General features: G+C 61.4%; 28 protein-coding genes. 22 read left to right on the top strand and 6 right to left on the bottom strand.

Annotation, left to right across the window (positions count from 1 at the left end; genetic code table 11):
• Positions 1-108 precede the first annotated feature (108 nt).
• The 4 genes from ACLBXN_RS11170 (at position 109) to ubiA (ending at position 3,569) form a co-directional block, all read left to right on the top strand.
• Positions 109-1,077: a LysR substrate-binding domain-containing protein gene (locus ACLBXN_RS11170; protein WP_003050465.1), complete on the top strand. Its 969-nt coding sequence runs from the start codon at positions 109-111 to the stop codon at positions 1,075-1,077.
• Between the two features lie 63 nt (positions 1,078-1,140).
• The gene (locus tag ACLBXN_RS11175) at positions 1,141-1,677 is read left to right on the top strand and encodes a Dps family protein (protein ID WP_003068377.1); all 537 of its coding nucleotides are present in this window, start codon (positions 1,141-1,143) and stop codon (positions 1,675-1,677) included.
• 111 nt (positions 1,678-1,788) lie between these two features.
• On the top strand, positions 1,789-2,637 hold the full coding sequence (locus ACLBXN_RS11180; RefSeq protein ID WP_447612174.1) for a phosphatase PAP2 family protein: 849 nt from the start codon (positions 1,789-1,791) through the stop codon (positions 2,635-2,637).
• 50 nt (positions 2,638-2,687) lie between these two features.
• Positions 2,688-3,569, top strand: a complete 882-nt coding sequence (gene ubiA / locus ACLBXN_RS11185; RefSeq protein WP_211457317.1) for a 4-hydroxybenzoate octaprenyltransferase — start codon at positions 2,688-2,690, stop codon at positions 3,567-3,569.
• Between the two features lie 86 nt (positions 3,570-3,655).
• On the opposite strand, the gene proC is transcribed toward ubiA, so the two are convergent.
• Together proC and ACLBXN_RS11195 are read right to left on the bottom strand one after the other, a co-directional pair.
• Positions 3,656-4,495: a pyrroline-5-carboxylate reductase gene (gene proC / locus ACLBXN_RS11190; RefSeq protein ID WP_211457316.1), complete on the bottom strand. Its 840-nt coding sequence runs from the start codon at positions 4,493-4,495 to the stop codon at positions 3,656-3,658.
• 70 nt (positions 4,496-4,565) lie between these two features.
• A complete protein-coding gene (locus ACLBXN_RS11195; protein WP_447612175.1) occupies positions 4,566-5,744 on the bottom strand; it encodes an esterase-like activity of phytase family protein in 1,179 nt (392 codons plus the stop codon).
• Positions 5,745-5,851: 107 nt separating this feature from the next.
• Here ACLBXN_RS11195 and aqpZ point away from each other — a divergent pair, with 107 nt between their 5' ends.
• Positions 5,852-6,550: an aquaporin Z gene (gene aqpZ, locus ACLBXN_RS11200; RefSeq protein WP_043003927.1), complete on the top strand. Its 699-nt coding sequence runs from the start codon at positions 5,852-5,854 to the stop codon at positions 6,548-6,550.
• A 106-nt stretch (positions 6,551-6,656) separates the two neighbouring features.
• Here the strand turns inward: aqpZ and glpK are convergent, their stop codons facing one another.
• From glpK to ACLBXN_RS11215, 3 genes are read right to left on the bottom strand one after another with little or no spacing between them, the layout of a single operon-like run.
• Entirely contained in the window at positions 6,657-8,153 is a 1,497-nt protein-coding gene (glpK, locus tag ACLBXN_RS11205; protein ID WP_447612176.1) for a glycerol kinase GlpK, read from the bottom strand.
• 14 nt (positions 8,154-8,167) lie between these two features.
• Positions 8,168-8,647: a GNAT family N-acetyltransferase gene (locus ACLBXN_RS11210; RefSeq protein WP_447612177.1), complete on the bottom strand. Its 480-nt coding sequence runs from the start codon at positions 8,645-8,647 to the stop codon at positions 8,168-8,170.
• Positions 8,644-9,408, bottom strand: a complete 765-nt coding sequence (locus tag ACLBXN_RS11215) for a DeoR/GlpR family DNA-binding transcription regulator (RefSeq protein ID WP_447612178.1) — start codon at positions 9,406-9,408, stop codon at positions 8,644-8,646. Before ACLBXN_RS11215 ends, ACLBXN_RS11210 begins: the two co-directional genes overlap by 4 nt.
• A 229-nt stretch (positions 9,409-9,637) precedes the next feature.
• On the opposite strand from ACLBXN_RS11215, the gene ACLBXN_RS11220 reads away from it, so the two are divergent.
• From ACLBXN_RS11220 to ACLBXN_RS11245, 6 genes are all read left to right on the top strand, one after another.
• Positions 9,638-10,744, top strand: coding sequence for an ABC transporter ATP-binding protein (locus ACLBXN_RS11220; protein WP_447612179.1), 1,107 nt, complete (start codon positions 9,638-9,640; stop codon positions 10,742-10,744).
• Between the two features lie 2 nt (positions 10,745-10,746).
• Positions 10,747-11,832 (top strand): ABC transporter ATP-binding protein, encoded by a 1,086-nt coding sequence (locus ACLBXN_RS11225; protein ID WP_447612180.1) that lies wholly within the window; start codon positions 10,747-10,749, stop codon positions 11,830-11,832.
• On the top strand, positions 11,829-12,722 hold the full coding sequence (locus tag ACLBXN_RS11230) for a carbohydrate ABC transporter permease (protein WP_447612181.1): 894 nt from the start codon (positions 11,829-11,831) through the stop codon (positions 12,720-12,722). Before ACLBXN_RS11225 ends, ACLBXN_RS11230 begins: the two co-directional genes overlap by 4 nt.
• Complete coding sequence (locus ACLBXN_RS11235; protein ID WP_447612182.1) at positions 12,715-13,527, top strand: carbohydrate ABC transporter permease; 813 nt, start codon at positions 12,715-12,717, stop codon at positions 13,525-13,527. Before ACLBXN_RS11230 ends, ACLBXN_RS11235 begins: the two co-directional genes overlap by 8 nt.
• 244 nt (positions 13,528-13,771) lie before the next feature.
• Positions 13,772-14,080: a DUF2160 domain-containing protein gene (locus ACLBXN_RS11240; protein ID WP_447612183.1), complete on the top strand. Its 309-nt coding sequence runs from the start codon at positions 13,772-13,774 to the stop codon at positions 14,078-14,080.
• A gap of 127 nt (positions 14,081-14,207) precedes the next feature.
• Positions 14,208-15,941, top strand: a complete 1,734-nt coding sequence (locus tag ACLBXN_RS11245) for an ABC transporter substrate-binding protein (RefSeq protein ID WP_447612184.1) — start codon at positions 14,208-14,210, stop codon at positions 15,939-15,941.
• Here the strand turns inward: ACLBXN_RS11245 and ACLBXN_RS11250 are convergent.
• Entirely contained in the window at positions 15,938-16,159 is a 222-nt protein-coding gene (locus ACLBXN_RS11250) for a hypothetical protein (protein WP_447612185.1), read from the bottom strand. The two genes, ACLBXN_RS11245 and ACLBXN_RS11250, sit on opposite strands and share 4 nt — an antisense overlap.
• On the opposite strand from ACLBXN_RS11250, the gene ACLBXN_RS11255 reads away from it, so the two are divergent.
• The 11 genes from ACLBXN_RS11255 (at position 16,158) to rplO (ending at position 22,266) form a co-directional block, all read left to right on the top strand.
• Positions 16,158-17,753 (top strand): FAD-dependent oxidoreductase, encoded by a 1,596-nt coding sequence (locus ACLBXN_RS11255; protein ID WP_447612186.1) that lies wholly within the window; start codon positions 16,158-16,160, stop codon positions 17,751-17,753. The two genes, ACLBXN_RS11250 and ACLBXN_RS11255, sit on opposite strands and share 2 nt — an antisense overlap.
• A gap of 422 nt (positions 17,754-18,175) precedes the next feature.
• Positions 18,176-18,544, top strand: a complete 369-nt coding sequence (rplN, locus tag ACLBXN_RS11260) for a 50S ribosomal protein L14 (protein ID WP_003050500.1) — start codon at positions 18,176-18,178, stop codon at positions 18,542-18,544.
• Positions 18,545-18,556: 12 nt separating this feature from the next.
• A complete protein-coding gene (rplX, locus tag ACLBXN_RS11265) occupies positions 18,557-18,874 on the top strand; it encodes a 50S ribosomal protein L24 (RefSeq protein WP_003050504.1) in 318 nt (105 codons plus the stop codon).
• Positions 18,875-18,884: 10 nt separating this feature from the next.
• A complete protein-coding gene (gene rplE / locus ACLBXN_RS11270; RefSeq protein WP_003050507.1) occupies positions 18,885-19,424 on the top strand; it encodes a 50S ribosomal protein L5 in 540 nt (179 codons plus the stop codon).
• Positions 19,425-19,432: 8 nt separating this feature from the next.
• Positions 19,433-19,738, top strand: a complete 306-nt coding sequence (gene rpsN / locus ACLBXN_RS11275) for a 30S ribosomal protein S14 (RefSeq protein ID WP_003050509.1) — start codon at positions 19,433-19,435, stop codon at positions 19,736-19,738.
• 20 nt (positions 19,739-19,758) lie between these two features.
• A complete protein-coding gene (rpsH, locus tag ACLBXN_RS11280) occupies positions 19,759-20,154 on the top strand; it encodes a 30S ribosomal protein S8 (RefSeq protein WP_003050510.1) in 396 nt (131 codons plus the stop codon).
• A gap of 24 nt (positions 20,155-20,178) precedes the next feature.
• A complete protein-coding gene (gene rplF / locus ACLBXN_RS11285) occupies positions 20,179-20,712 on the top strand; it encodes a 50S ribosomal protein L6 (RefSeq protein WP_003050512.1) in 534 nt (177 codons plus the stop codon).
• A gap of 11 nt (positions 20,713-20,723) precedes the next feature.
• On the top strand, positions 20,724-21,089 hold the full coding sequence (rplR, locus tag ACLBXN_RS11290) for a 50S ribosomal protein L18 (RefSeq protein WP_003050513.1): 366 nt from the start codon (positions 20,724-20,726) through the stop codon (positions 21,087-21,089).
• A gap of 15 nt (positions 21,090-21,104) precedes the next feature.
• Entirely contained in the window at positions 21,105-21,626 is a 522-nt protein-coding gene (rpsE, locus tag ACLBXN_RS11295) for a 30S ribosomal protein S5 (protein WP_003050515.1), read from the top strand.
• Positions 21,627-21,640: 14 nt separating this feature from the next.
• The gene (gene rpmD, locus ACLBXN_RS11300; protein ID WP_003050517.1) at positions 21,641-21,823 is read left to right on the top strand and encodes a 50S ribosomal protein L30; all 183 of its coding nucleotides are present in this window, start codon (positions 21,641-21,643) and stop codon (positions 21,821-21,823) included.
• An 11-nt stretch (positions 21,824-21,834) separates the two neighbouring features.
• Positions 21,835-22,266 carry a 50S ribosomal protein L15 gene (rplO, locus tag ACLBXN_RS11305; RefSeq protein ID WP_003050519.1) on the top strand — a complete coding sequence of 144 codons (432 nt, stop codon included), beginning with the start codon at positions 21,835-21,837 and terminating at the stop codon, positions 22,264-22,266.
• Positions 22,267-22,276: the final 10 nt, after the last annotated feature.

The raw sequence follows: 22,276 nt of genomic DNA on the forward strand, positions 1-22,276 counted from the left end.
TACGTTTTTGCAGGAATATATGTAATCTTTTGCCTTGGTAATATGTGATTGAATGCAAAAACAGGATGAATCAATGTTGTTATTGATGATCCGAAAGATCCACTCTCTATGACTCTTACCGAATTGAAGTACATCGTGGCCGTTGCGCGGGAGAAGCACTTTGGCCGCGCAGCCGAAGCCTGCTATGTGTCCCAGCCTACGCTGTCCGTGGCGATCAAGAAGCTGGAGGAAGAGCTGGATGTCAAGATTTTCGAGCGCAGTGCCGGCGAAGTCTCGGTCACCTCGCTGGGCGAGGAGATCGTGCGCCAGGCGCAAAGCGTGCTGGAGCAGGCCAACGAGATCAAGGAAATCGCCAAGCGAGGCAAGGACCCGCTGTCAGGCGTTCTGACCCTGGGCGTGATCTACACCATCGGCCCCTATCTGCTCCCCGATCTGGTGCGCAACTCCATCAATATGACGCCGCAGATGCCGCTGATGCTGCAGGAGAACTTCACCGTCAAGCTGCTGGAGATGCTGCGCACGGGCGAGATCGACTGCGCCATCATGGCCGAGCCTTTCCCGGATACCGGCCTGGCACTGGCGCCGCTTTACGACGAGCCCTTCATGGCCGCCGTGCCCAGCACCCACCCGCTGGCGCAGAAGAAGAGCCTGTCCACCACGGATCTCAAGAACGAGACCATGCTGCTGCTGGGCGCGGGTCACTGCTTCCGCGACCATGTGCTCGAGGTCTGCCCCGAATTCGCGCGCTATGCCAGCAACTCCGAAGGCATTCGCCGCACGTTCGAAGGCTCCTCGCTGGAAACCATCAAGTACATGGTGGCGGCCGGCATGGGCGTGACCCTGGTGCCGCGCCTGTCCGTGCCCGAGGACGCGCTGGCTCCCATTGAGCGCCGTCGCCGCGCCGATGAGCCTCATATTCGCTATCTTCCGATTCATGAGGAAGACGGCATTGCGCCGCCCACCCGCCGTGTGGTGCTGGCCTGGCGGCGCAGCTTCACGCGCTACGAGGCGATTGCCGCATTGCGCAATGCCGTCTACGCCTGCCCGCTTCCGGGAGTGCAGCGCCTGTCGCAGTAAGCGTGGCTTCAGCGGCTCTAAGAGGGCGGGAGTCTGGATTCGTTAAACCTGAAAGGTGAGTGCATGACCAAGCAAGGCAAGGACAAATCGCAGAAACAAAAGTCGGACGCCGCGCCGCAGGTGCCCGCCGGCATCCATATCGGCATCAGCGACGAGGACCGCGCCGCCATTGCCAAGGGGCTGTCGGCGCTGCTGGCCGACACCTATACGCTGTACCTGACCACGCACAACTTCCACTGGAATGTCACGGGGCCCATGTTCAACACGCTGCACACCATGTTCATGGCGCAGTACACCGAGCTGTGGAATGCCGTCGATCCCGTGGCCGAGCGCATCCGCGCACTGGGCCACCATGCGCCTGGCTCCTATGCCCAGTTCGGCAAGCTCACCAGCCTGCCCGACGCACCGGCCCAGCCGCCCAAGGCCCTGGAGATGGTGCGCATCCTGGTGCAGGGCCACGAGGCCGTGGCGCGCACGGCTCGCCAGCTGTTTCCCCGTGCCGACAAGGCCGGCGACGAGCCGACTGCCGATCTGCTGACCCAGCGTCTGGCCGTGCACGAGCAGACGGCCTGGATGCTGCGCTCCCTGCTCGAAGAGTGAGCCGCGCCGCGGCAACTGCCCGGCCCGGTCATAGTTTCAGTTTCGCTTAAGCCCTGGCGGGTTAGCCTCTGGAGGCCCGTCAGGGCTTTTTCGCTTTTGATGTTGAAAGGAATGCGCGTGCTTGCTGTGGTGGAACCCGTGGTCTTGCTGATGCAGTGGGTGGACGGACATGCCATATGGATGTTGCTGCTGCTGTTGCTGGCTGCGGCCTGCATGCTGCGCTGGCGTGCGCAGGGCCGGGCCGCGTGGCTGTGGCAGGACCACAGCACGGATCTCAGGCCTTGCGGCAATTGGCTGCTGGCGGTGGCGGGGTTGGCTGCCACTGCTCTGGCCTTGCTGGTCGTCGGCGTGCAGCAGTCGCAGTCGCTTCAGCCGCCGCAGGGGCTGATGGCTCTGGATCTGAAGCTGCAGAACGCGGTGAGCGCAGGCCTGCCGCCCAGTCTGCAGCCCCTGGTGCTGGGCTGGACCATGCTCGGGGATTTGCGCGTCATGGGGCTGCTGAGCCTGGTCGTGGGCCTGTGGCTGCTGTGGCGACGCCAGGGCCTGCAACTGCTGGGTTGGGTGGTGGCTGTGGCCGGCACGGGACTGTGGGTGCGCTTCCTCAAGGCGACCATGCAGCGCGAGCGTCCGCTGGACGGTCTGGTGCATGAGGCCGGTTTCAGCTTTCCCAGTGGTCACAGCGCAGGCACGGCCGCGATTTTCGGCATGCTGGCCTGGCTGGTCGCTCGTCGACTGCCGCCGCGCTGGCGGGCCTGGGTCTTTGCGGCGGCAGTGCTGCTGGCCATGAGCACGGGCCTGAGCCGCGTGTTGCTGTCCGTGCATCATGCCAGCGATGTGCTGGCGGGGCTGTGCCTGGGATTGGGCTGGACGGCCTTGGTGCTCTGGCTGGCAGACCGTGTCGAGCATGGGGGTGGCGCCCTCAGGGCGGTGCAGGCCGAGGCACAATTGCCGCTGCGCTGACCGCGGCCTGGGGGCCCGGTCATGATCTCCTGCCTTCCGGAACCCCTCTCATGTCCGCCTCCATTCCTGCTTCGCCGCGCTCCAAGCTGTCGCTGTATCTGGATCTGATCCGCTTCAACCGTCCCGCGGGCTGGCTGGTGCTGGTCTGGCCCACGCTGGTGGCACTGTGGGTGGCCGGTCAGGGCTTTCCGGGCTGGCATCTGCTGGTGGTCTTTGTGCTGGGCACGGTGCTGATGCGCAGCGCGGGCTGCACCATCAACGATATTGCCGACCGCGACTTCGACAGGCATGTGAAACGCACCACTCAGCGCCCCATCACCAGCGGCCAGATCTCGGTCAGGGAAGCCGCCATGGTCGGCCTGGTGCTCACGCTGGTGGCCTTCGGCCTGGTGCTGTCCACGCGCTGGGAGGCCGTGGCCTGGTCGGTGCCCGCCGTGCTGTTCACGATTCTCTATCCGTTCACCAAGCGCTTTTTTGCCATGCCGCAGGCCTTTCTGGGCATTGCCTTCAATTTCGGCATCGTGATTGCGTTTGCGGCGGTGACGGGCGAGGTCAATGCCACGGCTTGGACGCTGTGGCTGGCCAATATGTTTCTGGTGCTGGCCTATGACACCGAATACGCCATGGTGGACCGCGATGACGATCTCAAGATCGGCATGAAGACCTCGGCCATCACCCTGGGCCGTTTCGATGTCACGGCCATCATGCTGTTCTTTGCCCTGTGCTGGGGGCTGATCGCCTGGGTGCTGGCTCCCTATCAGCTGGGCTGGCCCTTCTGGCTGGGCATGGGCGTGGCAGCAGCCCAGATCGTCTGGCATTTCAGCCTGATCAAGAACCGCACACGCGAAGGCTGCTTCGTCGCCTTCAGCAAGAGTCACTGGATCGGCGCTGCGATCTTTGCGGGCGTGGCGCTAGGGTTTGCGTTGAAATAGTCCTGTTTTGATAGCCTGAATCGCTTGATTGATAAGCGATAGATAGCTGAAAGATCCAAAAGAAAACCGGCCGAGGCCGGTTTTCTTTATTTGCCGAACTCGGCGGCCAGTTCCTGTGCGCGGATCTGGGCCTTGCGCATGGCTTCGATGAAATGCTCGGGCAGCTTCTGCTCCTGCATATGGGTGATGGCAGCATAGGTGGTGCCGCCCTTGCTGGTCACGCGCTGGCGCAGCACTTCGGCGCTCTCGCTGGAGCGCGCCGCCAGTTCCGATCCGCCCGCAAACGTGGCCACGGCCAGCTTGTAGCTTTGCTCGGCGCTGAGGCCCATGTCGACGCCGGCCTGGGTCATGGCTTCGAGGAACAGGAATACATAGGCCGGGCCGGAGCCGGAGATGGCCGTCACGGCATCCAGATGTGCTTCCTGGTCCACCCAGGTGAGTTCGCCGGTGCTGCCGATCACGGTCTCGATCAGGGCCTTGCCCTGGGCATCGACCTCGGGGCGGGCGAACAGGCCCGTCATGCCCTTGCCGACCAGGGCCGGGGTATTGGGCATGGCGCGCACGATGTGGCGGGTGCCGGTCCAGGCCGCAATGCTGTCGGTGGTGATGCCGGCAGCTACGCTCAGGTGCAGGGCGTTGCGGGTGTGGGCGGCAACGGGAGCGGCCGCCTCCTTGAAGCTCTGGGGCTTGACGGCCCAGACCACCAGCTGGGCGCTTTGCAGGGCCTCGGTGGCGGCGGGCAGGGCGTCGATGCCGAAGCTGGTCTTGATCGCAGCACGCGTGGCTTCAAAAGGCTCGACCACGGTGATGCTGCTGGCCGGAACGCCCTGGCGGATCAGGCCGCCGATGATGGCGCTGGCCATATTGCCGCCGCCGATAAAGGCGATGGGAGGGAAGACGGAGGTCGAGTGGTCGGTCTGGCTCATGATGGTTAGATTCGCTTTGCAATGCAGCAAGTGGGCAAGCCTGTATTCGGATTCCAGGCGCAGAACGGCACTATAAACCTGCGCCGCAGCGGCCGTGCTCCTCGCTCAGGGCGACGAACTGGGTGACTTCGGCGGGGTTGAAGTTGTTGTCGCTGACCAGCAGCAGCACGCGTCGGCCATCGGGCAGCGGTGGTCCCCAGCTCATGCCCTCCAGGTTGTCCACGGATTGCAGGCCTGCATCCGCCAGATCCAGCAGCAACTTCTTGTCGGCGGGCCGGTAGCTGCCAGGCTGCAGCCGGCTCTGGCCCAGCGTGTCACTGCTGGCGTCGGCGCGGGTGCTGATGCGGTAGATGCGGGCGCCGAAGCGCAGCGGCGGCGCAAAGGAGCGCTCCAGCACCAGCAGATGCTCTGCGTCGTCGGCCAGCACGGCGCTGACGCCGTTGATGGCGCCGCGTTGCAGCCACAGGTCGGCAGGCATGGCATCGGGCTGGTAGGCCAGCTGGCGTCGGGGCTGTTGCGTGCCCATGTCATAGGCAGTGATGCGCACCGGGCCGCCCGCTTGGCCGGGTGCGGGCAGGGGGCCGTCTTGTCTGAGCGCCGCTTCCATGGCCAGCCAGAGCGTCTTGCCATCCTGACTCAACGCCAGACCTTCGAGCGTGAGGTTGCTGCGCGGCCCCTCGGACTTGCGGACCCGCAGGCGCAGCTCGGGCGGTAGCGGCCATTCGCGCTGCCAGCGCCCGTCCGTGCCCGATTGCAGCAGCTGCGGGCCGAATCCGCGTGCGAAGTCGCCCTCGCTGCTCCAAATCAGGGACTGGCCTCCCGGCAGCACGCGCAGGGCTTCCGCGTCGGGCGTCGCGATGCCGGGCAGGGGCTGGCGGTGGCTGGGATAGGGGGCCTGTGCGGGGCTGAGCAGCGGTCGCGCATCCTGCAGCGTGACCTGGTGCAGGCCGCTGGCGTCGTAGTCGATGCGGGCCGTGTAAAAGCGCGCCGGCCCATGGGCTAAGCGGTCGTCGCTGACCAGGTAATACAGACGGCTGCCCGCGTCGTAGTCGATCGAGGACAGACCGCCCACGGTCGTGCCGGCAAACAGCTGCTCGTGCGGCCAGCGGATCTCGCCGAGCAGAGACCAGAGCCGGGCCTGGGGTGTGCTGCAGATGCGATGGGGTGTGAGCGACGCCGTCGTGCAGGCAGCGAGGCTGGCGCAGATCAACAAGAGGCTCCAAAGCCAGCGCCGTCGTGGATTGTTCACATTTGTGCCTTGTACTTTTCGTCGATCGCTTTCTAAGATTCGCAGCGGTACGGTTCCATGCCGCGTGGTGCGGCACGGGCAACGCTCATTGGAAATAGGGAGCAATCATGGCATCCAATGTCAAAAAATGGTCGGCGGAGTTTCTGGGTACTTTCTGGTTGACCTTTGGCGGTTGCGGCAGCGCGGTGCTGGCAGCGGCCTTTCCCGAAGTGGGCATCGGCCTGCTGGGCGTGTCCTTTGCCTTCGGTCTGACGGTGCTGACGGGGGCCTATGCCTTCGGCCCGGTCTCCGGCGGCCACTTCAACCCGGCGGTCTCCGTCGGTCTGGCGGTGGCCGGTCGTTTTCGCTTTGCCGAGCTGCCCGGCTACATCATTGCCCAGGTCCTGGGCGCCATCGTGGCGGCAGCCATGCTGTACTTCATTGCCAGCGGCAAGGCCGGTGCCCATGTGACCGATCTGGCCACCAATGGCTATGGCGAGCATTCGCCGGGCAAGTTCAATATGGCGGCGGCGCTGGTGACCGAAGTCGTGCTCACCGCCGTGTTTCTGCTGGTGATCCTGGGCTCCACCACCAAGAAGGCCGCCGTGGGCTTTGCGGGCATGAGCATCGGCCTGTGCCTGACGCTGATCCATCTGATCTCCATTCCCGTGACCAATACCTCGGTCAACCCCGCCCGCAGTACCGGCCCGGCGTTGTTCGGTCCAGCCATCGCACTGGAGCAACTGTGGCTGTTCTGGCTGGCTCCCATTGTGGGCGCCATCATCGGCGCCGTGATCCACAAGGCGCTGCTGGGCGACGAAGACTGAGCGCTGCGGCTGTTGTGGTCCAAGGGAAAAGGGATGCCCTGGCATCCCTTTTTTGATGGCTTTGCCGGTCCACGCGCTTGCCTGGCAAGGGCTGGGCGGCGCGGCTTTACTGCGCCGTGGTCTGGCGCACGGCCTGTTCCCAGCGCTGCATCAGCTCGTCGGCGCGGTCCTTGCTCAGCGTGGGCAGGAAGCGGCGCTCGGCCTTCCACAAGGCCGACAGCTCCTCGGTGCTCTGATAGACACCGCTGGACAGGCCGGCCAGATAGGCCGCACCCAGAGCCGTGGTTTCCACGCAGGCCGGGCGCACCACGGGAATGCCAAGCAGGTCGGCCTGGAACTGCATCAGCAGATTGTTCACACAGGCGCCGCCGTCCACACGCAGCTCGCTGACCGGCGTGCCACCCGTGGCCACGGCGTCGCGGCTCATGGCGCCGAGCAGGGCCGCACTCTGGTAGGCAATGGATTCCAGGGCCGCTCGAGCGATATGGGCCATCGTCGTGCCGCGTGTCAGTCCGGTGATGGTGCCGCGCGCATCGGGTTTCCAGTAGGGGGCGCCCAGGCCGGTAAAGGCCGGCACCAGCATCACGCCGCCGCTGTCGGGCACGCTTTCGGCCAGTTGCTGTACCTGGCCGCTGTGCTCGATGGCCTGCAGGCCGTCGCGCAGCCACTGCACCACCGCTCCGCCGACGAAGACGCTGCCTTCCAGCGCAAACTGGGGCTGGCTGCTCGCCTGGGCGGCCGATGTGGTCAGCAGACCGTTGCTCGATGTCTGGAAGCTGCTGCCCGTATGCATAAGCATGAAGCAACCCGTGCCGTAGGTGTTCTTGGCCATGCCCGCGTCGAAGCAGGCCTGGCCGAACAGCGCGCTTTGCTGGTCGCCGGCCACGCCGCCGATATTGATGGAGCCGCCCAGCACCTCGTCCGCCGTCTGGCCGAAATCGGCGGCCGAGGGCAGGACTTCGGGCATCAGGCCCGCAGGAATGTCGAGCAGGGCCAGCAGATCGGCATCCCACTGGTTGCTGTGCACATTGAAGAGCATGGTGCGGCTGGCGTTGCTCACATCGGTGACATGGCGCTTGCCGCCCGTCAGCTGCCAGATCAACCAGCAATCCACCGTGCCGAAGGCCAGCTCGCCAGCTTGCGCAGCAGCGCGTGCGCCGGGCACATGGTCCAGCAGCCATTTGAGCTTGGTGCCTGAAAAATAGGCATCGATGCGCAGGCCGGTTTTCTGCAGAATGGCGTCGCTATGACCGGCTTCGCGCAGCTGCACGCAGGTGGGTTCGGCACGGCGATCCTGCCAGACGATGCCGTGGTGGATGGGAGCGCCGGTCTTGCGGTTCCATACGATGGTGGTTTCGCGCTGGTTGGTAATGCCCACCGAGCGGATATCGGCGGCCTTGAGGCCCGCCTTGGCCAGCGCCTCCTTGGCGGTGGTCAGCTGGGTGCGCCAGATCTCGCGCGGGTCATGCTCCACCCAGCCCGGCTGCGGGTAGATCTGCGGCAGCTCCAGTTGGGCCGATGCCACGATGCGGCCTTGCGTGTCGAAGACGATGGAGCGGGAGCTGGAGGTGCCCTGGTCCAGGGCGAGCAGATAGGTTGTCATGGGTTGTCCGTGGTTCAGAGGGGGAGCACAAAGCGCGCCATTTCGGCCTGTTCGCTCCAGCCCTGGCGGGAATAGAAGCCGCGCACATAGGAAGGGCGCTCGCGGTTGTTGACCAGCCAGATGCGCAGGCAGTGGCGCTCGCGCGCAGCCTGTGTGGCTGCATCCAGCAGTTGCTGGCCCAGGCCGACACCGCGTGCTGCTTCGGCGACAAACAACTCGCTCACATAGGCCTCCCAGCCCTGCTGCACGGCGACCGGCAGCCAGTGCACGGCGCAGTAGCCGTGAATGCGGTGCTGGCCGTCTTGTGCCACCAGCATCAGAGAGCGCTCCGGCCCGGTCTGCAGCTCGTCCAGCAGCGCTTGCACGGCCTCGGTGCTCTGGGCGGCGGAATGGGTTTCATAGGCCTTGAACCAGCCTATGTCGTGCAGCAGCCCGGCAATGCCTGCTGCATCTTCGGGGAGCGCAGGGCGGATCAGATAGGGGGCTGCGTTCATTGGGCGATGGTGCATTGCACCTCGGCATCGCGCAACAGGGCATCGAAGGGGGCGGAGGGCGGCACGTCGGTGAACAGGCGGTCGATCTGGTTCAGTCGGGCCAGCTCCACCATGGCCTGGCGGCTGAACTTGCTGTGGTCGGCCGCCAGCCAGACTTCGCGCGACTGGCCGATGATGGTCTGGGCGACCTTGACCTCGCGCAGGTCGAAGTCGCGCAGACTGCCGTCCGACTCGATGGCCGAGATGCCGATCACGGCAATGTCCACCTTGAACTGGCGCATGAAGTCCACGGCAGCCTCGCCCACGATGCCGCGGTCGCGGGTGCGCACCACGCCGCCCGCGACAATGACCTCGCAATCGGCATTGCTGCTGAGGATGGCGGCGACATTGAGATTGTTGGTGATGACGCGCAGCCCCTTGTGCTGCAGCAGGGCCTGGGCCACTGCTTCGGTGGTGGTGCCGATGTTGAGAATCAGCGAGCAGCCGTTGGGAATGGCCTCGGCGATGGCGCGCGCAATGCGCATCTTGCCTTCGGCATGCAGCACCTGGCGTTGGGTGTGAGCCAGGTTCTCCACCGTGGCGCTGGGCACGCGCACGCCGCCATGAAAGCGCACCAGCAGGCCGGCGTCGGCCAGCTTCTGAATATCGCGGCGCACGGTCTGCAGGGTCACGCCCAGTGTTTCGGCCAGTTGCTCCACTGACGTGGACTGGCGGGCGCGGACTTCTTCGACGAGTTGCAGTTGGCGGGGGTTGGAGTTCATTGCGATGGACTTTTGATATGAGGATCCCTGTAGATCGACCGGTTTATAACGCATCGAACACCTCCACTACATGGTCTGGTCAATTTAGATCGAATCTAAACGAACATCACTTAGGGTAATTTTCTATTGGTTTGATCTTCAAAAATACAAAAATGAAAACGAATCGAAAGCAAATGATTGTTTGCTCACGATGGTTGTCAGGCATGTCCAAACGGGCGGAGGTAGTGCAATGCAGCTGGTGCTGGAGAACGCGGTGCAACGTGTCGGGGGGCAGACATGGCTCTACCCCTTGAACCTTACCTTGCAAAGCAATGCCGTGACTGTGCTGCTGGGGGCCACGCAAGCGGGCAAGACCAGTCTGATGCGCATCATGGCCGGACTGGATGCACCCACCAGCGGTCGTGTGCTGGTCGACGGCCAGGATGTCACCGGCATGCCGGTGCGCCAGCGCAATGTGGCCATGGTCTACCAGCAGTTCATCAACTACCCGTCGATGACGGTGGCCGACAACATTGCATCGCCGCTGAAGCTGCGCGGAGACAAAGGCATTGATAGCAAAGTGCGCGCTCTGGCACAGCGTTTGCACATTGATATGTTCCTGGATCGCTTGCCTGCCGAGCTGTCGGGCGGTCAGCAGCAGCGCGTAGCGCTGGCGCGCGCATTGGCCAAGGATGCACCGCTGATGTTGCTCGATGAACCCCTGGTGAACCTGGACTACAAGCTGCGCGAAGGCCTGCGCGAGGAGTTGAGCCAGCTGTTCGATGCTGGTCGCTCCACCGTGGTCTACGCCACGACCGAGCCCGGTGAGGCGCTGCTGCTAGGCGGCTACACCGCGGTACTGGATGCGGGGGAGTTGCTGCAGTACGGTCCCACGGCTCAGGTGTTCCATGCACCGAAGTCTCTGCGTGTGGCGCGGGCGTTCAGCGATCCGCCCATGAATCTGGTGGACGTGGTGATTGATGCAGGCGGGCATCAGATGACATTGCCAGACGGAACCCAGCTGGAGCTGCAGCAACCCTTGCCTGCAGGTACAGCGGTTCTAGGCGTGCGTGCCAACGCACTGGGCTTGCAGGCGCGACCGGGTGATGTGGCGCTGCGTGGGATGGTGCACCTGGCGGAGATTTCGGGATCAGACACCTTTGTGCATGTGGAGTTGCCCTGGGGGGACTGGGTGGCGCAGCTGACAGGGGTGCACAAAATTGGAATCAATCAACCCATCAGCGTTTATCTTGCACCAGCGCAGTGCTATGTCTTCGAGAGTGAAAAGGTCGGTGGAAATAACCGTGGCAATGGCGGAGCGCTGCTGCAGTTGCCAGCAGCCGCGGCAGGAGTCTGAATATGGCACGCATCACACTCGACCTGGCCCATGCTTATCGACCCCATCCGCAGCAGGACAGCGATTACGCGCTGTTGCCACTGCAGATGGAGTTTGCTGATGGCGGTGCCTACGCGTTACTGGGCCCTTCTGGCTGCGGCAAGACCACACTGTTGAACATCATGTCGGGGCTGCTGACGCCATCGCACGGCAAGGTGCTGTTCGATGGGCGCGATGTAACGCAGCAAAGTCCGCAGCAGCGCAACATCGCCCAGGTGTTCCAGTTCCCGGTGATCTACGACACCATGACCGTGGCCGAGAACCTGGCCTTCCCATTGCGCAACCGCAAAGTGCCAGAGGCTGAAATCCGCCAGCGCGTGGGCGCCATCGCCGAGATGCTGGAGATGAGCGGCCAGCTCAACCAGCGCGCAGCAGGTCTGGCGGCGGATGCCAAGCAAAAGATCTCGCTCGGCCGGGGGCTGGTGCGCTCTGATGTGGCGGCCGTGCTTTTTGATGAGCCGCTCACTGTGATCGACCCGCACCTCAAATGGCAGCTGCGGCGCAAGCTCAAGCAGATTCACCAGGAACTCAAGCTCACGCTGATCTATGTGACGCACGACCAGGTCGAGGCGCTGACGTTTGCCGAACAGGTGGTGGTGATGTCGCGCGGCCGGGTGATGCAAATGGGGGCACCCGACGAATTGTTCGAGCGTCCGCGCCATGCGTTTGTGGGGCACTTTATTGGTTCGCCCGGCATGAACTTTCTTTCGGCTGAAAGCCGTGATGGCGCGCTGTGGGTGGGTGATCGTCGCATGCCAGTGGCAGCCGAGCTGCAGGCACTGGTGACCGAAGGAGCGAACCTGCAACTGGGCGTGCGTCCAGAGTATTTGCGCCTGGCTTTGCCCGATGCACCCGGCGCGATTGTGGCGCAGGTGCAGCGTGTGCAGGACGTGGGCACGCACCTGATGCTGACAGCGGTAGTTGATGGCAAAGCATTGAAAGCCCGCTTTGCCAGTGGAACAACGCTGCCTGCAGTGGGGCAGACAGTGTGGTTGCAACTTGCGGGCCCCCACACCTGCTACTACCGCAATGAGGAGTTGCTGGCATGACCCCTACAAACAAACCCGTCAACCAGCGGGCCTGGCTGCTTATTTTGCCGGTGATCATCTGCGTGGCGTTCTCGGCCATCTTGCCGCTGATGACGGTGGTGAACTATTCGGTGCAGGACATTATCGACCCCGAGCGTCGCGTGTTCGTGGGTACGGAGTGGTTTGCAACCATGCTGCGTGACCAGGAGTTGCATGCTGCGCTCTGGCGGCAGATCACGTTCTCGCTGGCGGTGCTGCTGGTGGAAATTCCGCTGGGCATTGCGCTGGCGCTGTCCATGCCAGCACAGGGCTGGAAGGCATCGGCTGTGCTGGTGATGGTGGCGCTGTCGCTACTGATTCCGTGGAACGTGGTGGGCACCATCTGGCAGATTTATGGCCGTGCCGATATTGGCCTGTTGGGCGCTGCGCTCAACGGCCTGGGTATCGACTACAGCTACACGGGCAGTGCGGTGGATGCATGGCTCACGGTGCTGGTGATGGATGTGTGGCACTGGACGCCGCTGGTGGCGCTGCTGTGCTATGCCGGTCTGCGCTCCATTCCTGATGCGTATTACCAGGCCGCGCGCATTGATGGGGCCAGTAAATGGGCGGTGTTTCGCTATATCCAGCTGCCCAAGATGCGCGGCGTGCTAATGATTGCCGTGCTGCTGCGCTTTATGGACAGCTTCATGATCTACACCGAGCCCTTTGTGCTGACGGGTGGCGGCCCGGGCAATGCCACCACGTTTCTGAGCCAGTATCTGACGCAAAAAGCTGTGGGGCAGTTTGATTTGGGACCAGCAGCGGCGTTCTCGCTGATCTACTTTCTGATCATTCTGCTGCTGTGCTTCATCCTCTACAACTGGATGCAGCGCGTGGGAACCAATTCGCCGGAGGTTGGCTATGAATGAAAACCGCTTCCACAAGCGCAGCCTGTTCTTGCTGCTGTACTTGGTGTTTGCCGTGTTGCCCATCTACTGGATGGTGAACATGAGCTTCAAGACCAATGAAGAGATATTGGTCAGCTTTTCGCTGTGGCCCCAGCATTTCACTTGGGCCAACTACCGCACCATCTTTACCGACCCCTCTTGGTATTCGGGCTATATCAACAGCCTGATTTATGTGGCCATCAACACGGTGATCTCGCTCACCGTGGCTCTGCCCGCTGCCTATGCGTTCTCGCGCTATCGTTTTCTGGGCGACAAGCATGTCTTCTTCTGGCTGTTGACTAACCGCATGACACCGCCAGCCGTGTTCCTGCTGCCGTTCTTTCAGCTCTACACCACCATGGGGCTGATGGATACGCACATTGCCGTGGCCCTGGCTCACCTGCTGTTCAACGTGCCGCTGGCGGTGTGGATTCTGGAAGGCTTCATGAGCGGCATTCCTCGTGAAATCGACGAGACCGCCTATATCGACGGCTACAGCTTTCCGCGCTTTTTTCTCACCATTTTTCTGCCGCTGATCAAGGCGGGCGTGGGCGTGGCGGCGTTCTTTTGCTTCATGTTCAGCTGGGTGGAGCTGCTGCTGGCGCGCACGCTGACCAGCGTGAACGCCAAGCCCATCGTGGCCACGATGACGCGCACGGTTAGTGCCTCTGGAATGGATTGGGCCACGCTGGCTGCGGCTGGCGTGCTCACCATCTTGCCGGGCGCGGTGGTGATCTGGTTTGTGCGGCATTACATCGCCAAAGGCTTTGCGATGGGAAGGGTCTGAATGCACCCCTGAGTCGCTGCGCGTCTTCCCCCTCACTGGCTTCGCCGGAGGGGACGACACCAGCGCGGCGGGGCGGCCCTTGCGCGGTGTCTAGATCTGGGCTGCGTCAGTTTTTGGGTGCTACGTCCAGGTTTGACTCCCTCACCCCTTTAGGGAGAGGACGGGGTGAGGGCTGCTTGGCAACAGGCGGAGCCTAGTTGCCGTAGGCAGGGCGGTTTTGATGAGTGACTGAAAGGGCTGGCTCATGTTTAGCTGGATGGTCTGGACCACCCCGGTGGCCGTGTTTTTTACTTGTATCGCGTTGATGCTGGTCGTGATGACCGTCTGGGAAATTCGCAGCCCCACGGTGCAACGCAAAGGCTGGCTACCCATGGAAACTACGCGTGGTGACCGCTTCTTCATCGGTCTGCTGTTGGCCGCCTATATCAATCTTGCGTGGGTGGGCCTGGGTGAAAAGATGGTGCAGTGTTTCTCTTTGTCGGAAGAGCCGTCGGTGTGGATCAGCTTTGTGCTGTCCATGCTGGTACTGGCACTGGTGATGCGTAAAGGCTGACGCCCTGCGGCGAATGTGCGCCGCACCATGGCTTGACAGAGTGACCCGATCTGGCCCGATCCTCCCCCGTGGCCGAGATTTGTAGGACGGCGGGGAGTGCTTGTAGACACATCAACAGGAGACAGCTATGAACGTGCAATTTCGGGCCATTGCCTTTGCCGCTGCGGCACTGGTCGCAGGCCATTCCGCCTGGGCTGGCGAAGCCGAGGCCAAAAAATGGGTGGACAGCGAATTCCAGCCCAGCACCTTGAGCAAAGACCAGCAGATGGCCGAGATGAAGTGGTTCATCGAGGCCGCCAAGAAACTGCAGGCCAAGGGCGTGAAAGAAATTTCGGTGGTATCGGAAACGCTGACCACGCACGAGTACGAGAGCAAGACGCTGGCCAAGGCGTTTGCCGAGATCACTGGTATCAAGGTCAAGCATGACCTGATTCAGGAGGGCGATGTGGTCGAGAAACTCCAGACCTCGATGCAGTCGGGCAAGAGTATTTACGACGGCTGGATTTCGGATTCTGACCTGATCGGTACCCACTACCGCTACGGCAAGATCATGAATCTGACCGATTACATGGCAGGCGAGGGTAAAGAGTGGACCAACCCTGGTCTGGACCTGAAGGACTTCATTGGTATCAGCTTTACCACCGCGCCGGATGGCAAGGTTTATCAGTTGCCCGATCAGCAGTTTGCCAATCTGTACTGGTTCCGCGCCGATCTGTTTGAGCGTAAGGACTTGAAGGACAAGTTCAAGGCCAAGTACGGTTACGACCTGGGTGTGCCGCTGAACTGGAGCGCGTATGAAGACATTGCCGAGTTCTTCACCAATGATGTGAAAACCATTGATGGCAAGCCCATCTATGGGCACATGGATTACGGCAAGAAGGATCCTTCGCTGGGCTGGCGCTTTACGGACGCCTGGCTGTCCATGGCCGGCGCGGCCGACAAGGGCATTCCCAACGGCATGCCGGTGGACGAGTGGGGCATCCGCGTGGCAGATGACAAGTGCACGCCCTTGGGGGCATCGGTCTCGCGCGGCGGCGCCACCAATTCGCCAGCGGCTGTCTATGCGCTCACCAAATATGTGGACTGGATGAAGAAGTACGCGCCCAAGGAAGCCATGGGCATGACTTTCGGCGAGTCTGGTCCCGTGCCAGCCCAGGGGCATATCGCGCAGCAGATCTTCTGGTACACAGGTTTCACGGCAGACATGACCAAGCCCGGGTTGCCTGTGGTGAATGCCGATGGCTCGCCCAAGTGGCGCATGGCTCCAGGCCCGAACGGCCCGTACTGGAAGCCCGGTATGCAAAACGGTTATCAGGACGTGGGTAGCTGGACTTTCTTCAAGGACCATGATGCCAACCGCAAGGCAGCTGCCTGGCTGTACGCACAGTTTGTGACCTCCAAAACCACCAGCCTGAAGAAGACCGTGACGGGGCTGACGCCTATCCGGGAGTCTGATATCCGCTCCAAGGCAATGACCGACATGGCGCCCAAACTTGGCGGCCTTGTGGAGTTCTACCGCAGCCCCGCGCGCGCAGCGTGGACTCCCACCGGCAACAACGTGCCCGACTACCCCAAGCTGGCACAGTTGTGGTGGAAAAACGTGGCGACTGCTGTGACCGGTGAAAAAACGCCCCAGGCTGCGATGGACAACCTTGCGGAGGAAATGGACCAAGTCATGGCCCGTCTGCAGCGCGCTGGCATGGCGCACTGCGCACCCAAGCTCAATCCCAAGGGCGACCCGACCAAATGGCTCAGTGAACAGCATGCGCCGTGGAAAAAACTGGGCAATGAAAAACCAAAGGGTGAAACCATTGCCTATGACACGCTGCTCAATGCCTGGAAAAACGGCAAGGTGCGTTAAGACGATCTGAAGAAGAGGGCTTGGCGGGACTCACTTGCCAAGCCTTTCTTTTTACCCTTGGTAGATCTTTTTGTATCAAAATCGAAAAAATTTTCTGTTAAAAACAAAAGAAACGAAAAAGAGCGAAAATACTGACCGAAGTTTGTACTCTGCAGTGCGGCTTGTTTCGTGTGGGTGCGAAGCCAGCGCAATGTGAGACCTTTAGCAAAGTTTTTCATGAATCAGTCCGCTTCCCCTTTGACTTCCTTGCGAGCCGACCTGCTGGCTCGTCTGGCTCAGCCCGAGACGTATGACTTGGCCATCATTGGTGGTGGTGCCACCGGTCTGGGGGTGGCGGTTGACGCGGCGGCGCGTGGCTTCAAGGTCGTGCTGCTGGAGTCCATGGACTTCGCCAAGGGCACTTCCTCGCGCGCTACCAAGCTGGTGCACGGCGGCGTGCGCTATCTTGCGCAGGGCAATATCTCCCTGGTGCGCGAAGCGCTGCATGAGCGCACGACCCTGCTGCACAACGCGCCGCATCTGGCCCAGCCTCTGGCCTTTGTGATGCCCTCGTACAAGCTGCTTGACACGCCGTTCTACGGCATCGGCCTCAAGATGTATGACGCTCTGGCCGGCAAGGCCGGCCTTGGGGCGACCGAATTCCTCTCCAGCGCCAAGACCGTGAAATACCTGCCGACCGTGCAGCAAAAAGGTCTCAAGGGCGGGGTCAAGTACTGGGATGGTCAGTTTGATGATGCGCGCCTGGCGCTGGCGCTGGCGCGTACCGCTGCGGCCAAGGGCGCTTTGCTGATCAATTACTGCCCGGCAGAAAAGCTGATCTATGAAAACAACCAGATTGCCGGACTGATCTGCCGCGATGCGGAATCGGGCCGCAACTTCACCGTGCGCGCCAAATGCGTGGTCAATGCCACGGGGCCCTGGGTGGATCTGTTCCGCCAGCAGGATGCCGAGGCTCAGGGCAAGCCCGTCAAGCCCATGGTTGCGCCCAGCCAGGGCGTGCACGTGGTGGTGGATCGCGAGTTCCTGCCCACGGATCATGCGCTGCTGATCCCCAAGACGGCCGATGGTCGCGTGCTGTTTGCCGTGCCATGGCTGGGCAAGGTGATTCTGGGAACCACCGACACGCCGCGTCACGATCTGGCGCGCGAGCCCTTGCCCTTCCCAGAAGAGCTGGATTTCATTCTCGGCGAGGCCGGCAAGTATCTGAATCGCCAGCCCACGCTGGCCGATGTGCGCAGCATGTGGGTGGGCCTGCGCCCCCTGGTCAAGCCGCAGGACGATGATGGCGAGAACACCAAGAAGATCAGCCGCGAGCACACGGTGATGGCCAGCAAGACGGGTCTGGTGACCGTTACCGGCGGCAAATGGACCACGTACCGGGCCATGTCCGAGGATGTGCTGGCCGAATGCTTCCAGATCGGTCGTCTGCCCAGCCGCCCCGCCGGGGTGACCGTGAACCTGCCGTTGGTCGGTGCGCCGGTCGAGGCGGCCGTCACGCACAGTATGAATCAGAGCCAGGGACTGCACTCCTACGGCACGGATGCTACGGCCGTGGCGGCGTTGCCGGGCGCGCAGAACTGGCTGATGGACGGACTTTCCGAGGCCATGGTGCGCTTTGCCGCCCGCTTCGAGTACGCGCGCACCGTCGAGGACATGCTGGCTCGCCGCAGCCGCCTGCTCTTTCTCGATGCCCGCAAGGCGGCCGAGATTGCGCCCCGCGTGGCGGCCATTCTGACCGAGGAGCTGGGGCAGGATGTGCATCTCAACGACTTTCTGGCTCTGACCCGCCAATATCTGCCCGCTCAGGGCTGATCTGTGCGGCCGCTCCGAGGGGCGTGGCGTGCGGGCAACAGGCTGTGGTCCGTATACTTACCAAAAATGTGAGCTGTCAGCGCTTTCTATCTGTTGATTTCAGATGAAATATTGTTTGAAATCAATGCGGTGAGAGCGCTGCGTGCTATTGTTTTGGTTGCAAGTGCGAAAGGCCTGTCTGCTAGGCTTGGCGCCAGTGAAATCAGTGCGGGTATTGCGGGCTAAACGCTTGACGCACAAAGGATTTCCTGCGACAATCTCATGCTTCACGTGTAAAAGCGTGGAACTTTCTGCCCAGCGGGAAGCCCTTCGGAATGGTCCGAGGGGTGGACGACGGGCCCAAGACTGACCGGCTGCTTGAACGGCCCTTGAGAAGACTCTGGGGCTGTCGAGCGTTGCTGGAGCAAGTTGGGAATATTGAAATGATCCAAACAGAATCTCGGTTAGAGGTTGCCGACAACACCGGCGCGAAGTCTGTTCAGTGCATTAAGGTGCTGGGCGGTTCTCATCGTCGCTACGCAAGTGTTGGCGACATCATCAAGGTGAGCGTCAAGGAAGCAGCTCCTCGTGGTCGCGTCAAAAAAGGCGAGATCTACAGTGCTGTGGTTGTGCGCACCGCCAAGGGCATCCGTCGTGCAGACGGTTCGCTCGTGAAGTTCGACGGCAATGCCGCCGTGCTGCTGAACGCCAAGCTGGAGCCTATCGGCACCCGCATCTTTGGCCCCGTGACTCGTGAACTGCGTACCGAAAAGTTCATGAAGATCGTGTCGCTGGCCCCTGAAGTTCTCTAAAGGAATAGCACCATGAACAAGATTCGCAAGGGCGACGAAGTTATCGTGCTGACCGGCCGTGACAAGGGCAAGCGTGGCGTGGTTTCTCTGCGCAAGGATGACTCCCACGTGATCGTGGACGGTATCAACCTGGTCAAGAAGCACACCAAGCCTAACCCCATGAAGGGCACCACCGGCGGTATCGTGGAAAAGGCCATGCCTATCCACCAATCCAACGTGGCTATCTTCAATGCAGCGACCGGCAAGGCCGATCGCGTGGGCATCAAGGTGAACGCCGACGGCACACGTGTTCGCGTGTTCAAGTCCAATGGCGCTGAAATCGCCGCCTAAGGAGCAACACATGGCACGACTGCAAAAACTCTATCGCGAAAAGATCGCGGCTGAACTGAAAGAAAAGTTCGGCTACACCTCCGCTATGGAAGTGCCCCGTCTGACCAAGATCACTCTGAACATGGGTGTGAGCGAAGCCGTGGCCGACAAGAAGGTGATGGACAACGCCGTGGCTGACCTGACCAAGATTGCTGGTCAGAAGCCTGTGGTGACCAAGGCCAAGAAGGCTATCGCTGGTTTCAAGATCCGCGAAGGCCAAGCTATCGGCTGCATGGTGACCCTGCGTGGCGTTCAGATGTACGAATTCCTGGACCGTTTCGTGACCGTGGCTCTGCCCCGCGTGCGTGACTTCCGTGGTATCTCGGGTCGCTCGTTCGATGGTCGCGGCAACTACAACGTTGGCGTCAAAGAACAAATCATCTTCCCCGAAATCGAGTACGACAAGGTGGACGCTCTGCGTGGTCTGAACATCAGCATCACGACAACAGCGAAGAACGACGAAGAGTGCAAGGCACTGCTCGCCGCTTTCAAATTCCCCTTCAAGAACTGAGGTGGCGCATGGCTAAAGTAGCAATGATTCAGCGCGAACTGAAGCGCGAAAAGCTGGCAGCCAAGTATGCTGCCAAGTATGCAGAACTGAAGGCAATCGCCGGCGACGTGAAGCGTTCCGACGAAGAGCGCGACGCCGCTCGCCTGGGTCTGCAGAAGCTGCCCCGTAACTCGAACCCCACTCGCCAGCGTAACCGTTGCGAGATCACTGGCCGTCCTCGCGGTACCTTCCGCCAATTCGGTCTGGGTCGCGCCAAGGTGCGTGAATTGGCCTTTGCTGGCGACATCCCCGGTGTCACCAAGGCCAGCTGGTAAGCAAGCAGGAGAGATTAAACATGAGCATGAGTGATCCCATCGCTGACTTGCTGACCCGCATCCGCAATGCACAACTGGTCTCCAAGGCCACTGTGTCGGCTCCTTCCTCCAAGGTCAAGGTTGCCATCGCACAAGTGCTGAAGGAAGAAGGCTATATCGACGGCTTCGAAGTGAAGTCCGAAGGTGGCAAGTCCGAACTCGAAATTACCCTGAAGTACTACGCCGGTCGCCCTGTGATCGAACGTATCGAACGTGTGAGCCGTCCCGGCCTGCGCGTCTACAAGGGTCGTCACGCAATCCCTCAGGTCCAAAACGGCCTGGGTGTGGCCATCGTCACTACTCCCAAGGGCGTGATGACCGATCGCAAAGCACGTGCTGCCGGTATCGGCGGTGAAGTGCTGTGCTATGTGGCCTAACGGACATTAAGGAGAAATACTGAAATGTCTCGCGTAGCAAAAGCTATTGTGACCATCCCCGCTGGTGTGGATGTGTCCATCAACGCTGAATCCATCAAGGTCAAGGGCAAGGGCGGCGATCTGTCGCTGGCTCTGAACCGCCTGGTGGCCATCGGCAACAACGACGGCAAGCTGTCCTTTGCTCCCGCCAACGATTCCCGTGAAGCTGACGCTCTGGCCGGTACTTTCCGCCAGCTGGTCAACAACATGGTCAAGGGCGTGACTGAAGGCTTCGAGAAGAAGCTGACGCTGATTGGCGTGGGCTACAAGGCCGCTGCACAAGGTTCCAAGCTGAACCTGGCGGTGGGCTTCTCGCACCCCGTCAACTTCGAGATGCCTGCCGGCATCACTGTCGCTACCCCCACTCCGACTGAAATCGTGATCAAGGGTGCTGACCGTCAAGTGGTCGGTCAATTGGCTGCTGAGATCCGTGCCGTTCGTCCTCCCGAGCCTTACAAGGGCAAGGGCATTCGCTATGCGAATGAGAAGGTCGTGATCAAAGAGACCAAGAAGAAGTAAGGAGCTGCATGATGTTGAACAAGAAAGAGCAGCGTCTGCGCCGTGCCCGTCAGACTCGCATCCGCATTGCCCAGCAAGGCGTTGCACGTCTGAGCGTGAACCGCACCAACCTCCATATCTACGCCTCCGTGGTTTCGGAAGACGGCACTACCGTGCTGGCTTCGGCCTCCACTGCAGAAGTCGAAGTGCGTTCGCAACTCGGCGCCGCTGGCAAGGGTGGCAACGTGGCCGCCGCCACGCTGATCGGCAAGCGCATTGCTGAGAAGGCTAAGGCTGCTGGCGTTGAGAAAGTGGCTTTCGACCGCGCCGGTTTTGCATACCACGGCCGCGTGAAGGCTTTGGCAGAAGCCGCTCGCGAAGCGGGCCTGCAGTTCTAAGCGGAGCGGATACAAATGGCTAAATTTTCCCCCAAAGTGCAAGACGAAGGTCGTGACGACGGTCTGCGCGAAAAAATGATCGCGGTCAACCGCGTCACCAAGGTTGTGAAGGGTGGTCGTATTCTCGGCTTCGCTGCACTGACCGTGGTTGGCGACGGTGACGGTCGCGTTGGCATGGGTAAGGGCAAGTCCAAGGAAGTGCCTGCTGCCGTGCAAAAAGCGATGGAAGAATGCCGTCGCAACCTGATGAAGGTTGCACTGAAGAGCGGCACCATTCACCACTCGGTGAAGGGCCATCACGGCGCTGCCAAGGTCGAACTGCACCCAGCTCCCAAGGGTACCGGCATCATCGCTGGCGGCCCCATGCGCGCTGTTTTTGAAGTGGTGGGTATCACCGACATCGTGGCCAAGAGCCACGGTTCGTCGAACCCCTACAACATGGTTCGCGCAACTTTCGACGCTTTGAAGAACTCCACGACCCCTGCGAACGTGGCAGCAAAGCGCGGCAAGTCGGTCGAAGACATCTTCACCGCCTGATCGGAGTCCAGCACATGACAACACAACAAACTGTCAAGATTCAGCTGGTTCGTAGCCCCATCGGCACCAAAGAGTCGCACCGTGCGACTGTGCGTGGCCTGGGTCTGCGCAAGCTGAACAGCGTCAGCGAACTGCAGGACACTCCTGAAGTGCGCGGCATGATTAACAAGATCGCCTACTTGGTGAAGGTTCTCTGAAAGGATTGATGATGGAACTCAATAGCATCAAGCCTGCAGACGGCGCCAAGCACGCCAAGCGTCGCGTGGGTCGCGGTATCGGTTCTGGTCTGGGTAAGACCGCCGGTCGCGGTCACAAGGGTCAGAAGTCGCGTTCGGGTGGCTACCACAAGGTGGGCTTCGAAGGCGGTCAGATGCCTCTGCAGCGTCGCCTGCCCAAGCGTGGCTTCAAGTCGCATCTGCTGAAGTTCAATGCAGAAGTGACCCTGTCCGAGCTGGATAAGCTCGGCCTGGCCGAAGTCGATCTGGCTGCTCTGAAGCAAGCCGGTCTGGTTGGTTCTATCGCTAAGGTCGTGAAGATCATCAAGAGCGGTGAACTGACTAAGGCTGTCAAGCTCAACGGTATCGGCGCTACCGCCGGTGCCAAGGCTGCCATCGAAGCTGCCGGTGGCAGCATCGCCTGATTAAAGTTCT

Source organism: Comamonas sp. C24C, assembly GCF_053345995.1.

Coding starts and splice junctions, on each gene's coding strand:
- rpsE (WP_003050515.1), top strand. CDS start 21,105: ATGGCTAAATTTTCCCCCAAAGTGCAAGACGAAGGTCGTGACGACGGT.
- ACLBXN_RS11235 (WP_447612182.1), top strand. CDS start 12,715: ATGAATGAAAACCGCTTCCACAAGCGCAGCCTGTTCTTGCTGCTGTAC.
- rpsH (WP_003050510.1), top strand. CDS start 19,759: ATGAGCATGAGTGATCCCATCGCTGACTTGCTGACCCGCATCCGCAAT.
- rplR (WP_003050513.1), top strand. CDS start 20,724: ATGTTGAACAAGAAAGAGCAGCGTCTGCGCCGTGCCCGTCAGACTCGC.
- rplX (WP_003050504.1), top strand. CDS start 18,557: ATGAACAAGATTCGCAAGGGCGACGAAGTTATCGTGCTGACCGGCCGT.
- ACLBXN_RS11220 (WP_447612179.1), top strand. CDS start 9,638: ATGCAGCTGGTGCTGGAGAACGCGGTGCAACGTGTCGGGGGGCAGACA.
- ACLBXN_RS11245 (WP_447612184.1), top strand. CDS start 14,208: ATGAACGTGCAATTTCGGGCCATTGCCTTTGCCGCTGCGGCACTGGTC.
- rplN (WP_003050500.1), top strand. CDS start 18,176: ATGATCCAAACAGAATCTCGGTTAGAGGTTGCCGACAACACCGGCGCG.
- glpK (WP_447612176.1), bottom strand. CDS start 8,153: ATGACAACCTATCTGCTCGCCCTGGACCAGGGCACCTCCAGCTCCCGC.
- proC (WP_211457316.1), bottom strand. CDS start 4,495: ATGAGCCAGACCGACCACTCGACCTCCGTCTTCCCTCCCATCGCCTTT.
- aqpZ (WP_043003927.1), top strand. CDS start 5,852: ATGGCATCCAATGTCAAAAAATGGTCGGCGGAGTTTCTGGGTACTTTC.
- ACLBXN_RS11210 (WP_447612177.1), bottom strand. CDS start 8,647: ATGAACGCAGCCCCCTATCTGATCCGCCCTGCGCTCCCCGAAGATGCA.
- rplO (WP_003050519.1), top strand. CDS start 21,835: ATGGAACTCAATAGCATCAAGCCTGCAGACGGCGCCAAGCACGCCAAG.
- ACLBXN_RS11175 (WP_003068377.1), top strand. CDS start 1,141: ATGACCAAGCAAGGCAAGGACAAATCGCAGAAACAAAAGTCGGACGCC.
- ACLBXN_RS11180 (WP_447612174.1), top strand. CDS start 1,789: ATGCGCGTGCTTGCTGTGGTGGAACCCGTGGTCTTGCTGATGCAGTGG.
- ACLBXN_RS11215 (WP_447612178.1), bottom strand. CDS start 9,408: ATGAACTCCAACCCCCGCCAACTGCAACTCGTCGAAGAAGTCCGCGCC.
- ACLBXN_RS11225 (WP_447612180.1), top strand. CDS start 10,747: ATGGCACGCATCACACTCGACCTGGCCCATGCTTATCGACCCCATCCG.
- rplF (WP_003050512.1), top strand. CDS start 20,179: ATGTCTCGCGTAGCAAAAGCTATTGTGACCATCCCCGCTGGTGTGGAT.
- rplE (WP_003050507.1), top strand. CDS start 18,885: ATGGCACGACTGCAAAAACTCTATCGCGAAAAGATCGCGGCTGAACTG.
- rpmD (WP_003050517.1), top strand. CDS start 21,641: ATGACAACACAACAAACTGTCAAGATTCAGCTGGTTCGTAGCCCCATC.
- rpsN (WP_003050509.1), top strand. CDS start 19,433: ATGGCTAAAGTAGCAATGATTCAGCGCGAACTGAAGCGCGAAAAGCTG.
- ACLBXN_RS11250 (WP_447612185.1), bottom strand. CDS start 16,159: ATGAAAAACTTTGCTAAAGGTCTCACATTGCGCTGGCTTCGCACCCAC.
- ubiA (WP_211457317.1), top strand. CDS start 2,688: ATGTCCGCCTCCATTCCTGCTTCGCCGCGCTCCAAGCTGTCGCTGTAT.
- ACLBXN_RS11240 (WP_447612183.1), top strand. CDS start 13,772: ATGTTTAGCTGGATGGTCTGGACCACCCCGGTGGCCGTGTTTTTTACT.
- ACLBXN_RS11170 (WP_003050465.1), top strand. CDS start 109: ATGACTCTTACCGAATTGAAGTACATCGTGGCCGTTGCGCGGGAGAAG.
- ACLBXN_RS11255 (WP_447612186.1), top strand. CDS start 16,158: ATGAATCAGTCCGCTTCCCCTTTGACTTCCTTGCGAGCCGACCTGCTG.
- ACLBXN_RS11230 (WP_447612181.1), top strand. CDS start 11,829: ATGACCCCTACAAACAAACCCGTCAACCAGCGGGCCTGGCTGCTTATT.